At 41.9% G+C, this 15,457-nt stretch carries 15 protein-coding genes; 11 read left to right on the plus strand and 4 right to left on the minus strand.

Going from position 1 to position 15,457, the window contains the following annotated elements; translation table 11 throughout:
- Positions 1-15 precede the first annotated feature (15 nt).
- From ACZ5GB_RS07885 to thiD, 6 genes are read left to right on the plus strand one after another with little or no spacing between them, the layout of a single operon-like run.
- Entirely contained in the window at positions 16-1,494 is a 1,479-nt protein-coding gene (locus tag ACZ5GB_RS07885) for a L,D-transpeptidase family protein (RefSeq protein ID WP_464326678.1), read from the plus strand.
- On the plus strand, positions 1,494-2,036 hold the full coding sequence (locus ACZ5GB_RS07890) for a peptidoglycan L,D-endopeptidase MepK (RefSeq protein ID WP_464326679.1): 543 nt from the start codon (positions 1,494-1,496) through the stop codon (positions 2,034-2,036). Before ACZ5GB_RS07885 ends, ACZ5GB_RS07890 begins: the two co-directional genes overlap by 1 nt.
- The gene (gene thpR, locus ACZ5GB_RS07895; protein ID WP_464326680.1) at positions 2,036-2,593 is read left to right on the plus strand and encodes an RNA 2',3'-cyclic phosphodiesterase; all 558 of its coding nucleotides are present in this window, start codon (positions 2,036-2,038) and stop codon (positions 2,591-2,593) included. Before ACZ5GB_RS07890 ends, thpR begins: the two co-directional genes overlap by 1 nt.
- Positions 2,586-3,593 (plus strand): phosphoribosylformylglycinamidine cyclo-ligase, encoded by a 1,008-nt coding sequence (purM, locus tag ACZ5GB_RS07900; RefSeq protein ID WP_464326681.1) that lies wholly within the window; start codon positions 2,586-2,588, stop codon positions 3,591-3,593. Before thpR ends, purM begins: the two co-directional genes overlap by 8 nt.
- Positions 3,577-5,910, plus strand: coding sequence for an outer membrane protein assembly factor BamA (gene bamA, locus ACZ5GB_RS07905; RefSeq protein ID WP_464326682.1), 2,334 nt, complete (start codon positions 3,577-3,579; stop codon positions 5,908-5,910). Before purM ends, bamA begins: the two co-directional genes overlap by 17 nt.
- Complete coding sequence (gene thiD / locus ACZ5GB_RS07910; protein WP_464326683.1) at positions 5,910-6,710, plus strand: bifunctional hydroxymethylpyrimidine kinase/phosphomethylpyrimidine kinase; 801 nt, start codon at positions 5,910-5,912, stop codon at positions 6,708-6,710. Before bamA ends, thiD begins: the two co-directional genes overlap by 1 nt.
- On the opposite strand, the gene acpS is transcribed toward thiD, so the two are convergent.
- Complete coding sequence (gene acpS, locus ACZ5GB_RS07915) at positions 6,692-7,045, minus strand: holo-ACP synthase (protein ID WP_464326684.1); 354 nt, start codon at positions 7,043-7,045, stop codon at positions 6,692-6,694. The two genes, thiD and acpS, sit on opposite strands and share 19 nt — an antisense overlap.
- A 15-nt stretch (positions 7,046-7,060) precedes the next feature.
- On the opposite strand from acpS, the gene ccsA reads away from it, so the two are divergent.
- The 5 genes from ccsA to bioF all read left to right on the plus strand — a co-directional run bounded on the left by ccsA (position 7,061) and on the right by bioF (position 13,035).
- Positions 7,061-7,819: a cytochrome c biogenesis protein CcsA gene (ccsA, locus tag ACZ5GB_RS07920; protein WP_464326685.1), complete on the plus strand. Its 759-nt coding sequence runs from the start codon at positions 7,061-7,063 to the stop codon at positions 7,817-7,819.
- A 61-nt stretch (positions 7,820-7,880) separates the two neighbouring features.
- On the plus strand, positions 7,881-8,312 hold the full coding sequence (locus ACZ5GB_RS07925) for a shikimate kinase (protein ID WP_464326686.1): 432 nt from the start codon (positions 7,881-7,883) through the stop codon (positions 8,310-8,312).
- On the plus strand, positions 8,297-9,091 hold the full coding sequence (locus ACZ5GB_RS07930) for a DsbC family protein (RefSeq protein WP_464326687.1): 795 nt from the start codon (positions 8,297-8,299) through the stop codon (positions 9,089-9,091). Before ACZ5GB_RS07925 ends, ACZ5GB_RS07930 begins: the two co-directional genes overlap by 16 nt.
- Positions 9,092-9,197: 106 nt before the next feature.
- On the plus strand, positions 9,198-11,852 hold the full coding sequence (locus ACZ5GB_RS07935; RefSeq protein WP_464326688.1) for a hypothetical protein: 2,655 nt from the start codon (positions 9,198-9,200) through the stop codon (positions 11,850-11,852).
- Between the two features lie 70 nt (positions 11,853-11,922).
- Positions 11,923-13,035, plus strand: a complete 1,113-nt coding sequence (gene bioF / locus ACZ5GB_RS07940; RefSeq protein ID WP_464326689.1) for an 8-amino-7-oxononanoate synthase — start codon at positions 11,923-11,925, stop codon at positions 13,033-13,035.
- Positions 13,036-13,081: 46 nt separating this feature from the next.
- Here bioF and ACZ5GB_RS07945 read toward each other — a convergent pair whose 3' ends face one another.
- Genes ACZ5GB_RS07945 through ACZ5GB_RS07955 form a run of 3 tightly spaced genes read right to left on the minus strand, consistent with a single transcriptional unit; the run spans position 13,082 to position 15,352 of the window.
- Entirely contained in the window at positions 13,082-14,458 is a 1,377-nt protein-coding gene (locus ACZ5GB_RS07945) for a flagellar hook protein FlgE (protein ID WP_464326690.1), read from the minus strand.
- A 2-nt stretch (positions 14,459-14,460) separates the two neighbouring features.
- Complete coding sequence (locus tag ACZ5GB_RS07950; protein WP_464326691.1) at positions 14,461-15,108, minus strand: flagellar hook assembly protein FlgD; 648 nt, start codon at positions 15,106-15,108, stop codon at positions 14,461-14,463.
- Position 15,109: 1 nt separating this feature from the next.
- Positions 15,110-15,352, minus strand: a complete 243-nt coding sequence (locus ACZ5GB_RS07955) for an AbrB/MazE/SpoVT family DNA-binding domain-containing protein (protein WP_464326692.1) — start codon at positions 15,350-15,352, stop codon at positions 15,110-15,112.
- Positions 15,353-15,457: the final 105 nt, after the last annotated feature.

Below are 15,457 nucleotides of genomic sequence, written 5' to 3' on the forward strand. Positions count from 1 at the left end.
TCTTTTTATACCTCTTTGTCTTTTTTTTCCATTGCGTATTCCAATAGCTTTGAAAAAAAGATAAAAGAAAACTGGAACAGGTTATCACACCCCCAAAAGGTCTATCAGCTATACAAGCTAATAAACTTTGAATGCCTGTGGCTTTGCAACAGCGAAAAAACAGATAACTTTTACACACTTCAAGAGATCTTCAAAGAGGTTATACACCACGGCATAAGGCCCAGAGAAAGTAAAAGCCTTGACCCAGAACTTGCCTTAACAGATGAACTTATAGACATAGCCTATAAGCTTTATTATGGTAGCGCAGACCCTTCCAAGCTTTATAAGGGCTGGAACCTTCCCAAAAAGCCAGACCAAGTGATAAACATATTGGCCAGTCTTTTAAAAGAGGGCAGAATAAGGGACCTATTGATAGAACTTTCCCCAAAAAGTGGTGAGTATTGGTTCCTTGTAGAACAGGCTAAATACTTAGAAGGCTTGTCCCATTTTGAGTGGAAGCCTATAAAACTCAAAAGGAATTTGAAGCTTGGAGATAGGGACCAATGCCTTGACGAGATAAGGTTTAGGCTTTTCCTTTTGGGAGACCTTAAAGAATACAAAAATTCTGATGTTTTTGACCAAGAGCTTATTGAGGCAATAAAAAGCTTTCAAAAAAGGCATGGACTACCAGAAACAGGCATCATTGATAAAAAAACTATCCAAGAGTTAAACATAAGCCCAGCAGATAGATTAAAACAGGTTCTCCTAAACCTTGAAAAACACCGATGGATATACCAGCCCTTTAAAAGAGTGCTAATAGTAAACATACCATCCTTTGAACTATACATAATGGAAGAAGACAGGGTCATTTTTTATTCAAAGGTTATAGTGGGAAGAGACTACAGGGAGGATTTTAGGCCAACTCCCATGCTTTTTAGCAAAATTGAAAGCATAACCATAAACCCCAAATGGTATGTACCTACAAGCATATCGGTAAAAGATATACTTCCAAAGGTAAAAAAGGACCCAAGATACCTCATTAAAAAGGGCTTTAAGGTCTTTTATATGGGAGAAGAGGTGGACCCTCTACAGATAGATTGGAGGCTTTACGATGAAAATAACTTTCCCTTTAGGCTTGTGCAAGAGGCAGGGCCAAAAAACGCCCTTGGGCGCATAAAGTTCAACTTTCCCAACCCTTTCCAAGTGTTCCTTCATGATACACCCGATAAACACCTCTTTAAACATACAAAAAGGACCTTTAGCTCTGGCTGTATAAGGGTGGAGAAGGCAGAATACCTTGCCCTTTATCTATTAGGCCAAGGATGGACGCAGGAAAGGTTAAAGGCTTTAATAGAACAAGGACAGACCATAAACCTTAAGCTAAAAGAAGCTATGCCCATATACATTCTTTACTTTACGGCCTTTGGAAGGGATGGAAAGCTTCATTTTAGAGAAGACCTCTACGGATATGATACAATTTTGTCTCAGGTTCTTTTCTCTTCTGGAGGTAGGTGATGACAAGGAGAGACTTTATAAGGTCTGTGGCATACTTGGGAGGATTGGCCTTTGGCTCCTTTTCTTATGCCTTCCTACCCGAGAGGATAAATGCAAGAGAGGGGGCAAGGTGGCTAAATTTATATTCGTTAAACACAGGGGAAAGGCTTAAAGTAGCCTACTGGATGGACGGCAACTATATAAACAGCTCCCTTGAGGAGATAAACTATATTTTGAGAGACTACAGGAGCGGTCAGATAGCACCCATAGACACAAGGCTCCTTGACCTTCTTTATCTAATAACCCAGCTATCGGGCAAAGAGGAGATCATAGTCATATCCGGTTATAGGTCGCCTTCTACCAACGCCTATCTACATAGAAAGAAAAAGGGCGTAGCCCAAAATAGCTATCACACACTCGGAAGGGCGATAGATATAAGGATAGAAGGTATGCCTCTGCAAGCCCTCAGGGATTTGGCTATTGGCCTTAGGGCTGGAGGAGTGGGCTACTATCCAAGCTCTGGCTTTGTGCATCTTGATACAGGACCTTTTAGGTGCTGGTAATGGTAAGGGTTTTTGTGGGCTTTTTTACAACAAAGAGAATACAAGAGGCTGTGGAAAAGATACAGGCCCAGTCGGAAGGCTTTATAAGGGGTAAGTGGGTTGAGCCACAGAACTTTCACATGACCTTCCAGTTTATAGGGGAGGTGGAGCAAGAAAAGTTGATAGACCTTTTAAAAAGCCTTCAGGAAACCGCCAAAGGACTAAAACCTGTAAAGGTAAAGTATAGGGGGCTTGGTGTATTTCCAAACGTTGATAGGGCAAGGGTGCTTTGGATAGGTGTGGCGGATGGCTACAGACAGCTTATAGATATGGCAAGGTCCATAGTGAGGGCAAACAGGCAGATAGGCATAAGGGATGAAGGCAAGCCCTTCCAACCACATGTAACCATATGCAGGATAAAAGAGTATGATAAAAAGGCCTTGAAAAACCTTTTACGCCAATATGAAAACACAAGCTTTGGAGAGGACCTTGTGGATAGGATAGCCCTTATAAAAAGTTCTTTAACTTCTGTTGGACCAATATACACAGTTATAGAGGAGTTTTACTTAAATGGGTGAATGGACTTATGAGAAGGCAGGAGTAAGCATAGAAAGGGCTGAGGCCTTTGTGGATTATATAAAGGAAAAGGTCCAGTCTTTGCCAAGGCAAGCCCTTCTTTTTGGAAGCTTTGCCAGTGGGATAAGCTTAGAAGGCTATAAAAATCCTGTCATTATGATGACAACGGACGGAGTTGGGACAAAGCTCAAAATAGCCCAAGAGGTAAAGGTGCATCACACGGTAGGTATAGACCTTGTGGCCATGAACGTCAACGACCTTCTTACCACTGGAGCAAAGCCCATAGCCTTCCTTGATTACATAGCGGTGGGGAAGATAGACCTTGAGGTTTTAAAAAGAGTTATGGATGGCATAGTGGAAGGTTGCAAGATGGCGGATGTGGCCTTAGTGGGTGGAGAAACGGCGGAGATGCCAGACTTTTATCCAGAAGGCACTTACGACCTTGCGGGCTTTTGTGTGGGTGTGTGTGAAAGGGAAGAGCTTATAACGGGTAAGGACATAAAGCCGGGGGATATTATAATAGGCTTTCCTTCAAGCGGTTTTCATAGCAATGGCTACAGCTTAGTAAGAAAAATACTGGAAAGCAAAGGCATAAGCTATCATGATAGGTTCGAGGGAACGGATAAAAGAATATGGGAGGTGCTTTTGGAACCAACTAAGATATACTCAAGAGAGATAAACAATCTTAAAAAAGCCGGTGTTATGATAAAAGGTATGGCACATATAACCGGTGGTGGCATACCGGGAAATCTAATAAGGATACTTCCAGAGAACTGCAAGGCTATAGTGGAAGCCAACCGAATACCATCAAATCCCATATTTGACTGGATTAGGGAGCTTGGAAATGTGCCAAGGGATGAGATGTATAAAACCTTTAATATGGGTGTAGGTTTTATGGTGGTGGTAAGTAAAGAAGATGTAGAAAAGGTTTTAAAGGCTGTAGATTCTTCTTTTGTATGCGGTAATATAGAGGAGGGTAAAAAGGATGTGCTTATTGTGTAGAACTTTTGCCATTCTTTTATTGTTTGTTAGCCTTTCTTTGGCGCAGGTTATAAAGGAGATAAGGATTGAAGGTTCTCAATACGTGCCTGAGGATGTTATCCTTGGCCTTATAAACATAAAAAGCGGAAGCTTTTACAGTCCAGACCTTGTAAGGGAAAGTATAAGGCGTATGTATAGAAGTGGTTTTTTTGATGAGGTGGCAGTTTATGAAGAAAGGCAAGGGGACCAAGTAGTCCTAATATACAAGGTAAAGGACCTGCCTGTTATATACAAAATTGAATTTCAAGGCAACAAAAAGATAAAATCGGAGAACCTTGAGAAGAAGATAGGTATAGAAACAGAGGTTGGTAAGATAGACATAGAGGAGATTACAAAGGGATATACTTCCTCTCCAGCCATAGAAGAAAAGCTTGAGATACAAAAGAGGCTTAAGCTGGGTAGGGTGCTTACCCGTGAGGAAATGGAGTACATAAAGAGAAAAATAATAGAAGCTTATGCCAAAGAGGGGTATCCCAAAGTGGAAGTAGAATACGGTCTTGTGCCCAAAAAGGGGGCCTCCAAAATCGTTTATACAATAAAGGAGGGTGAACCCGAATATGTAAAGAGCATAAGGTTTGAGGGGAATAAAAGTTTTAGCAGGGGCAAACTGCTTGGGCTTATGGAAACAAAGCCAGTAAGCCTTCTTGCCTTTAGGCTAAAACCGCCTTTTAGCGAAGAGGTTTTAAAAGAGGATGTAAAAAAGATAAGGGACTTTTACCGTTCTGAGGGCTTTTTTGAAGCCAAGGTAGACTACTCTGTCAAAAGAGAAGGAAACAGGTATGAGATAAGCATAAAGATAGAAGAAGGACCAAGGTATAAGTTAAAAGACCTAAACATAGAGGGCAACACTCTCTTTGCTTACAAAGAGCTGGTGGGTGATATTCTCAAAAAGAACAGAGGAGGCTATTACAGAAGAGAAGTCATTGATAGGCTTAAAGATAACATAAGGAAAAGGTATTCGGAGATGGGCTTTTTGGGTGTTTCCGTGGAAGAAAGGGAGGATGTGAACCCAGAAAAGAAAAGCGTAAGCCTTAGCTTAAGGATTCAAGAGGGCGAGCCAGTTTATGTAAACAGGATTGAAGTGCAGGGCAACTATGAATCAAGGGATTATGTGATAAGAAGGGAGCTGAGGTTCCAAGAGGGTGAGCTGGCAAACTTAAAGGAGATAGAAAGGTCAAAGACAAGGATCTTTAACCTTGGCTATTATGAGGATGTATCCATAGACCCCTTCCCTTCAGAGGGCAAAAACTGGGACTTTGTGGCAAAGGTAAGGGAAAGGTTCACTGGACAGTTCTCTGTAGGCCTAGGATACAACCAGGTCACTGGCATTTCGGGTTTTGTGTCTTTGCGTAAGGGTAATTTCCTTGGCACTGGAGACATAGCAGGAATATCCATATCATATGGAAACAAGTACAAGGACAATTCACTCTCCTATACAAAAAGGTGGTTCCTTAACAAACCAATTGACCTTACAGGTTCCCTTTACGATAAAAGGATAGAGTACACCACTTATACAGTAGAAAGGACAGGTATTGACCTAATATTTTCGAGGGAATTTGCAGAGTTTTGGAGGGTAGGTGCAGGTGTAAGCCTTCAAAAGGTAAACTACAAAAATATATCTTCCAATGCCTCACCTTTAATACAGCAAGAGGCAGGCACAAGGCAATCAAGGAAGTTCCTATTTAGCATAACAAGGGATACAAGGGATAACTACCTCTTCCCCTCTCAAGGGTCCCTTACAGAGATAAACTACTCGGTGGCTGTGCCTGTGCTGGGCGGCAACGAAAAGTTTAACAAATTAATCCTTTCTCACCAGCACTTCTTTAAAGATAGATGGCTTGATACTGGTTTGATACTTTCGGTAAAAGGTGTGTTTGGAATGGTTGAGCCTTATGGTGGTAAAAGGGTGCCTCTTGATGAGAGGTTTTTTGTGGGTGGAGACTTCACTGTAAGAGGATACAAGTATGGCTATGCAGGACCCCTTGATCCCAACACCAACGACCCTGTTGGAGCAAAAAGAGAAGCCATATTCTCCATAGAAGCAAACTATCCACTTTACAAAAACATACTCTATGGAGCCGTGTTCTACGATACTGGTCTTGGATTTGACAACTGGAATGAGCTAAAAACGCAGAACTTAAGAGGGGGCTTTGGTGTGGGCATAAGGTTTATAACACCCTTTGCACCCATAAAGCTGGACTGGGCCTTTAAGACCAAAAAAGTGCCAGGAGATACATCAAGGAGCAAGCTACACTTTGTATTGGGTGTGTTCTTCTGATGACACCAAGGGCTTTAACCATAGCTGGGTCGGATAGCGGTGGGGGTGCTGGCATCCAAGCGGACCTAAAAACCTTTACAGCCCTTGGCGTTTATGGCATGAGCGCCATAACCTCCATAACGGTGCAAAATACGGTAGGTGTTTATGAGGTGTTGGACTTGCCTCCTCAGATGGTCTACGACCAGATAAGGGTTGTGGCAGAGGATATTGGTGTGGATGCTTGTAAAACCGGTATGCTCTCCAACGAGGAGATAATAAGGGTGGTGGCCAAAGCCATAAGGGAATTCAAGCTGGAAAAGTTTGTGCTTGACCCAGTGATGAGGGCAAAATCGGGAGACCCACTATTAAAAGAATCTTCAAAAGAGACTCTTATAAAAGAGCTTATTCCCCTTGCCCTTGTTATTACACCCAACATACCAGAGGCGGAAGAACTGTGCGGTTTTGAGATAAAAGGCCTTGAGGATATGGAAAGGGCTTGTAAAAAGATATACTCCCTTGGATGTTCTGCGGTGGTTTTAAAGGGCGGACATCTAAGGCATGAAGAGGTAATAGATGTTTTTTACGATGGAAGGGGTTTTGAATACCTTAAAGGAAAGTGGGTCAATACCAAGAATACACACGGTACCGGTTGCACCTTTTCTTCTGCCATAACCTCATACCTGGCAAAGGGCTATAGCCTACTTGATTCGGTTAAAAAAGCAAAAGAGTACATACAAGGCGCCATAGAAAACTCACTACCCTTGGGCAAGGGACATGGACCACTAAACCACTTTTGGCCCTTTTATTCCTTTAAAAGGTAGGCCACAGCCACAGAGAATTCCCGTTCATGAGAAAGGGAAACCAACACCTTAACCTTTTCAAAGCCCTTTCGTAATATTCTCACTCTTGCAGGCTTCCCCCTATCGCCCAAAACCTCAATCTCAGAGAATTTTAACACCACACCATAGGCTTGATAAAAGGCCTTTAACACTGCTTCTTTGCAAGCCCACCGAGCAGAAAGGCATTCATAAAAGGACTTTTGGCTTTGACAGTAGCGTAGTTCCTCTTCTGTATAGATTCTCTTCAAAAACCTCTCACCAAACCTTTCTACTGCTTCCTTTATCCTTTGGTTTTTGACTATATCAATGCCCACCATGATAAACTATCTTACATGTACCTGCTTTGGCTTGGTATAGTTTTCTACTTTTTAGCCTTCATATTCTCCTTAGTTTATCACTTCCTTTCTGTCTTCAAAAGGCCCACCCTTTTTAGCCTTTTCCTTGGTTGGTTTTTTTACATGGCCTACGTTATAAAGATGGCATTGGATATTGGAAGTTTCCCCTTTGCAGACACTTATGGTTTTTATTCTTTGCTGGGAAATGGTATGCTCTTTTTTCTCTTGCTTATATCCTTTAAGCAAGAACAGCTTCAGAAGTTTTTAGCCTTTTTTTCTTTGATGGGTATTTTGTCCACCCTTTTGGCTCTCCCTGCAGAACCTTCTCCATACAAAAGCCCACTCTATTCTTTGCACATAACCTCAGCCCTTTTCTCTTATGCCTTTGCCCTTTTGGGAGGACTCTTTTCCTTAATAAAGTTTATGGTGGAGGCTAAGCTAAAACAGAAAAGTTTGAGCGGTTTTTTCATGCCCCTTAACCTTTTAAGAAGGGGTGAAAGGCTTTTTATTAACCTAAGCTTTATATTTTTCACATTTACTTTGATCTTTGGAAGCCTTTGGAGCAGAAGCTTTTTTGGACAACACTGGATAAATGACCCAAAGCTTGTATATGTGCTATTCCTTTGGCTATACTATGCCATCCTCGTGCATCTTAACCTGCTCCAAAGGATAAAACCTAAAACCCTTTCCTACGGGATTATAATAGGTGCCCTTCTTGTCATATTAAGTCTTTTGTTTATAAGACATGAATTATAAAAGGATATTCCTTGTAGGTTTTATGTGTAGTGGTAAAAGTACTGTTGGGAGGTTGCTTTCCTTGAGGCTTGGTTGGTCCTTTGTGGATGTAGATGAAGAGGTGCAAAGGCTTGAGGCTATGACAATACCAGAGATATTTGAGAAAAAGGGCGAAGACTACTTTAGAAGGCTTGAAGTTAGTGTGCTTGAAGCCCTTAGTCAGAAAGAAAACATAGTAATTAGCACAGGTGGGGGCCTTGGAGCCAATCCTTATGCCATGGAACTCATGAAGTCAAAAGGCCTGGTAGTTTGGTTAAAGGTGGAGTTTGATACCTTCATAGAAAGGTGTGGCAAGGACCCCTCAAGGCCCCTTTTAAAAAGGAGTAGAGAAGAATTGTTGAAGCTTTTTGAAGAAAGGTCCCAAAGGTACGCACAGGCTCACCTAACCCTTGATGCAAGCCTTAAACCTGAAGAGATTGTGGAGGAAATACTAAAGGTTTGCAAAAAAGGATAACTTGTCTTATAATTGCTTTCAAAAAGGAGGATGTTATGCTAAAAAGATTTAGCTTTATATCTGTTTTATCGGTAGCTTTGCTTACCCTAAGCGCCTGCGGGCAAGGTTCTGCCAAATGCCCCACAAAGGACCAAGTGAAGGCGCAGGTGAAAGAGCTTATACCTCAGGACTTTACCGTAGAATCCATAACTCAGCTTCAGGATATAAAGGGCCTTTGTGAAGTGGTGATAAAGGTGGGCGCCCAGCCCCTTGTTTTCTATATGGACGGGCAAAGCAAGTACATTTTGGCAGGAAACCTTATAAGTCTAAAAGACAAAAAGAACCTAACAAGAGAAAGACAGCAGGAGTTTATGAAGGTATCTGCAGACCAGCTAAAGGAGCTTGAAAAACATGTAAACATAAAGTTTGGAGAAGGGAACAAATACATCTACTTTATAACAGACCCAGACTGTCCTTTCTGTAAAAGAAGCAACCCCATAGTGGAGGAATGGGCAAAGAAGAACAAGGTGGAAGTAAGAGTAATCCTTTTCCCACTTCCTATCCATCCAGAGGCCTTTGACAAGTCTGTAGCCTTAGTATGCGATAAAAAAGGTTTTAAAGAATACACAGAAGGATACACCTCTCAAAACCAGTGTGAAGAAGGCAAAAAGGCCATTCAATCCAACCTTGAGTTTCTGAACAGGCTTGGCATAAATGGAACGCCAACCTTCATAGGCATGAACGGTAGCATGCATTCTGGAGTACCCACAGAGGAGGACCTAAATAGACTTGTAAAATAAAAATTTAAACCTATATTAAGAAGCGTAGCCTATTAGCTGAATACAGTTTACTATCCTCAATCTCTATGAAAATATTCATGGGGAGAGGGTAAAGGAGGTTTTCATCATGAGGGTTTTTACTATTTTAGCCCTATGTTTTTCCTTAGCTTTTTATCCTGTTTTTGCCCAACAGGGTCCATATCCCGTCCCAGAATCACCAAAGGAAGGTGGTGGAGGTGTTAACATTGGGCCTGCCATAGTATTGCCACTTCTTCTTATTCCAATGCTTATCAAAAAGCTAACCGAAGGCAAGGATTTACCTACCTACCCAGTGCTTGAGAAAAAGCCTGTAAACATCTCCCAAAGCGGAAACACATACACTATAAACTGGGTTATATACTATGCCAACAACACAAACACCACACAGAATAACATAAGCATAACGGAAGGGCCAATAAACAACATAGTGCCAGGTTCTCTGCAGGGTCCAACGGGATGGACCGGGACCTTAAACTCCACAAACACGGTGGCCACATGGACAGGAAACGCACCCCCTATCAATGGATATATGAGTGCAACTATTCCCACATCTGGCCCCGCATCTTTTAATCCAGGATCAGGCTCTGGTGATGGCTATATTGTAATTCCATATCGTGATAGCGGTGGTGTGCTTCGTATTTACTATATAAATCATCACGTTACTAGAAATCATTCCTTACCTGGTTCCAATATATCCAATGCTATGCCTTTTGGATGTATTAATACATCTACGGGCAACTTATGTCCTGGTTTCCCTAAAAAGCTTCCCAAAGGAGATGGAAGCGGTAAGCCTTCCTCCACTAACATGCATCCTGAAGAGTACTTTCTTAAAGGTACTCAACTTTACTATGTGGTTACTACCCCGGACAATCCTACCAATGTTAATAATACCTCTTGGGAATTTGGCTTAGGTTGTTATGACCTTGCTACGGATGCAGAATGTGGCTTTTTCAAGCTTGGAGCTTTACCATCTGGTTATAATGGCGAAGCTTACGTAAAAGGACCTTGGAAGGTTGGCAACGAACTTTACATTATAGATATGGATGGTAAGCTTTACTGTCTTGATGCCAATAATCCAAGTAATTTCTGCTCTGGACTTGGGAACTATTTTACAGGCTTTCAATTGCCATTAGGTGCTTTCCCAAAACCTGGTCCAGCATGGTCAGGCAATGACCCGTGGTGGGGTCCTGCTGTTGCAGGAGAGATATACAATAACAAGCTATATCTTACAACCAGCACGAACCCAGTTCATTCTATAAATATTTTATTAACAGTAAATATGACTTTACGAACCTTTTGCTTTGACACAGCTATCAAAGGTACATGTATGGGTTGGTCTGTTTTACCAAGAAATATAACAGCAAATCGTTTTATAAGCACTTTTTTATACTATGACAATAGCATGACACCAAGACATGTATGTGCAAGACTAAATGGATCTACACAAAGCTGTGTAAATATTAGCAGTGGTGTAATAACTACTCCACCAACAATAGTATCTACTTTGAACTCTGCGTACGGTTTTGGTTCTGAAATAACCATAGGGACTCGTACCTATTTTCCAGATTTTTTTCAAGGAACTAATGCAGTACACTGTTGGGATTGGTCAGCTGGCGCTTCTTGCACGCCAACATCTTCTTATCCTTCGTGGACAAACAATCCTTGGAATTATGCGGTTAACGTAGATGATAAAGGATGTATATGGGTGTTGGGAGATAATGCACCTGCCATGTGGAACTTTGACCCCAATAAGCCACTTACACAGGGAAAGGCTTCAAGGTGTGAAGACAAAGAAGGCAAGCAAAACTTCACCTTCCAACCTTGGCAGTATTGCTCTGGTCCAAAGCCCTTCTTGTGGACAAAGGTGGAGATAGCCAACACAAGCCTGTCGGACTTTTCCAAGCTTATAATAAATGTAAAAGACAGCGCAAACAACACCATATTTACCTATGATTGCTTGGCTAACGGTAGCCTAACGGCCAACCTATCCAGCATAGCATCCCAAACCAATGGACAACCCTTAAAGGTAGAAGTGGATTATGCATTATCAAGTTCAAGCAACCTTCAGAACTTTGATGTAAAAGCTTATTACCATGCCTCACCCCTTGAGTTCTGTTTAAAAAGCCAACATAACTGCTCCCAAAGTGAGGTGAAAAACACTGTGAGCGTGCCGGGCGTACAAAACCAACCTATGGTGGAAGTAAGCCTTCCCAAGCCAGAGCATTGCCCGATTTATGCTGAAGGAGGCGGTAATCAACCGAGCGGTCCTTCAAGTGGAGGACAAAGCGGCAATACTGGTGGCCAAGACAGCGGGTCTGGTGGCGTTGCTCCATGGTTAGGTGGTGCATTGCTTACTCCAACGCCTTTGCCCGGTGGAACAGGCAGTGCTGGCGGAACGGGTGGTACTGGTAATGTAGGTGCATCCGGTGGTGCTTCTTCTGGAGCCACTGGTGGTGGTGTGCAGGTCATAGAAAAGGACGGACAAGTGCAGATAGCCCCAGAGGTAAAACAAAGATGTTATTGGAAGCCCAAGGCAAAAACACCAACGGAAAGCAAACCTGTAGTCAAAAAGAAGACTACATCCACTGTTAAGAAAGCCACAACCCAAAAGCCTGAAGTAAAGTCTTCTACAACGCAAACAAGCAAACCACCTACAAAACCTGTTAAAAAGGTAGCAAAAAAGCCCAAGGTTCAACCTGCTTCCACCCAGGAAATGGAATACATCTGTGAGCCTGAAAAGTAAAAGATTGAAAGGGTCGGGCAAGAGAAGCCCGGCCTTCATCTTCTATGTAATTTGCATAAAATTAAGTTAAATGGATTGGCTTCAAAAGGAGTTAGAAGAAATTGAATCATCAAACTTATTTAGAAAAAGACTTCTAAGGGAAGGGTTAAAAGATTTCTGCTCCAACGACTATTTAGCCCTAAGGGACCATCCGCAAGTGGTAGAAGAGGCCATAAGGATTTTAAAGGATTACGGCTTGGGTTCTGGTGCCTCTGCTTTAGTTTCCGGATATACAAAGCATCATAAGGATTTGGAAGAAAGCCTTGCTTCTTTTAAAAAAGTGCCTTGCTGTGTTCTCTTTGGCTCTGGCTATCTTGCCAACCTTGGCACAATCCAAGCCTTGGTAGATGAAAAGGACCTTATCCTTAGCGACCAGCTAAACCATGCCAGCATTATAGATGGGTGTAGAATATCCAAGGCCACCGTCTTAGTATACAAACACAGAGATTATGAACATCTTGAAGAGTTGCTAAAAAGCCATAGGAAGAACTACAGAAGGTGCTTGATTGTAAGTGATACGGTCTTTAGCATGGACGGTGATATAGCCCATATACCTACTTTGAAAAAGCTCTCTGAAGCTTATGATTGTATGCTCTATTTGGATGAAGCTCACGCCACTGGTGTTTTGGGAGATTCTGGCGGGGGCGGTCTGGAGTTTTTTAAAGAAGATTGGAAAGACTACATCATAATCATGGGGACCCTTTCAAAGGCCTTAGGCTCCTATGGAGCCTTTGTATGTGGCTCCGAAAGCCTGTGTAAGTTCCTTATAAACAAGGCAAGAAGCCTTATATTCTCTACTTCTCTTCCACCATCTGTTTGCGCAGGGGCCAAAAAAGCCCTTGAGATAATCCAAAGGGAGCCATGGAGGATAGAAAGGCTCAAAAGCTTAAGCGAAAGGCTTTATAATCAGATAAAAGAAATAGGCTTTGAAATATCTTTTTATGGCACCCCTATACTGCCCATAATGGTCTATGAAGAAGCGAAAGCCATTGAGATAAGGGACAGACTTTTGGAAAAGGGTGTTTTTATTCAAGCCATAAGGTATCCCACCGTTCCAAAAGGAAAGGCAAGGCTAAGGCTAACCGCAAGCCTAAGGTATAAAGAAGAAGATATAGCTTTTCTTCTTGAAGCCCTAAAAAGTTAAACCCCCTCCCACCCCCGTATACCCTCCCATAACCCACTCTTATAAATTACCTAACAAGGTTTATAGTATCCTCAAGCACAGTGTTTGAAGATGTTATTACCCTTGTATTAGCCTGATAGGCCCTCTGAGCAGATATTAAGTTTATAAACTCAGAAGCTATATCCACGTTGGACATCTCAAGCATGCCAGACCTTATCTTTTCTGCACCGCCAGGGGTCATTATGGTAGGCGTGGATATAGAAGTGTAAAGGTTGGAACCTTTTTTAATAAGTTCCTCTGGGTCAGAAAAGACCGCCACGGCAACCCTATATAGTGGAAGAGATTTTCCATTGGAATAGACTCCCACCACTGCGCCGTCTTCTGAAAGAACATAAACGTCTACAAGATCACCTTTTTGATAACCATTCTGCTCTGCCGTAACAGTAAAGTCTGCAGAGTATTGAGTTACATATGAATTTGGAATAGGATCGCCCGTGTTCACCGTAGCAGATTGAAGAGATTCACCCATGTATATCCTCCAGTCACCAGCTATAGGGAAACTACCACCGCTGGGCGTTGTGGCAGGTACAGTTAAATAGGGGGGATTAGGATTAAGATAGTAATAATAACTTTTGCCATCTGGAGAAGGCTCCCTTGTTACCACAGTGCCATCATAAATAAGGCTACCAGAAGGGTCAAATTGCACATTAGTCCAATCACCACTAAGTTCATATCCAGGAGTATTTGGATCAATATCAGACCTTATGTATATATTCCATGTATTCGTACCTGTTTTCCTAAAGAATATATCGGCCTGATAGGGTGTGCCAAGGCTATCGTATATGGTCACGGTGTATTTATAGTTATAGCTTGCTGGATTGTTGGGGTCAAAAGCCACCGCTGGAATACCTGCATCTGCATTAAGGTTTGTGGGTCCAAGAAATCTTATCTGCCCTGTAGCCTTTGGTGGAAGTTGGGGTACCACATGCACATCTTCAAGGCCAGTTCCAATAGTTTTACCCTTTTCATCCACTTTAAACCCTTGCAATTTAAGACCACCAGAGTTAACCATAAAGCCGTCTCTGCTAAGCCTAAATTGGCCATCCCTTGTGTAGTAAAAGGCGTTAGAAATAGGGTCTTTCACTATAAAAAGCCCTCTTCCTTGAATAGCCAGGTCTGTATTTATTCCTGTTTGTTTAAAGTTTCCTATGGTCCAAAGCTTTTGTGTGCTATCAACTACTACACCCGCACCGTAAGTTGTGGATTTCATCGTATTCGTTACCGTATTTATTCCTGTTACAACGGATGAGACCATATCTTGAAAGATGGGCCTACTCCCCTTAAAGCCTATGGTATTTACATTTGCCATGTTATCCGCAGTTATATCCAGCCAAGTCCTGTAGGCGTTTAGCCCCGTTACTGCGTTAAAAAAGCTTCTCATCATGTTTAAACCCCTCCTGCGTATATTAACTTTGAAGGAGAGATAAGCTCTCCATTTTCAAGCTCAAAAAGAAGCTCACCATTTAAGATATTTACCGACTTTACCCTGCCTAAGTAGCCTAAGCTTACACCTTCCACAGGAATGCCGTTTTTAATAAGCTTTATATCAAACTGTCCCTTTGGAATATCTCCTATGTCAATAGGATTTAGCCCTTTGTTGAGGTCTATGTTTATTTCCTTTACCACTTCATCACCATCCATAATCTTAAGGGTTGCCCCCTTTATTTCTTCGGAGGATATAAGGTAATATTGTCCACCCTTCACAGTATCCAGCCTATCCGCAGAAAAAACAAACTCTCTGCCTATAAGGCTAAGGCTTGAAAGCAAGGTTATCTGATTAAACCATCCCTTTAAGCCCTCTATAAAGGCTTTCATATCGTTCATGTATCTTATCTGGTTTAACCTTGTCATGTCTTCAAGCATTTTTGAAAAGTCCTGTGTTTGAAAGGGGTCTTGGTATTTTAAAGTTTCCATGTATATCTTCAAAAAGTCCTCGGAAGAGAGAGTATCTACGCCTTGCGTATAGCTTTTGGGAAGTATCTTTGGTTCTGGTAGCTTTAGGTTGTAAGGGTCTGTGGCTTTTAGTTCAGCCATTTTATTTCCTCCCTCTTTGTTTTTCAAACTCTTCAGCCAATATCTGTGCAAAGCTTTTGTTTTGATTTTCTTGTGCTTGAAGTGCGCCCTTTAGGTCATAAATCCTTTGTTCTTTCTTTATTATAATATGGTCTTCCTTTACTTCAATCTTTACAAGGTCCCCTTCCTTTAAACCAAGCTTCTTTCTTATATCGCTTGGCAGTGCTATAAGCCCCCTCGCCATAATCTTGGCTACATCCTCCATGTTTTTGATATTATGCCTTTTGTAGAAAATGTCAAGTGGTTTGATATATATATTGTGTCAAACATCTATCATGTATCAAACAAATAAACTACTTTCAACGGGCAT

The organism is Hydrogenobacter subterraneus, from assembly GCF_055390195.1.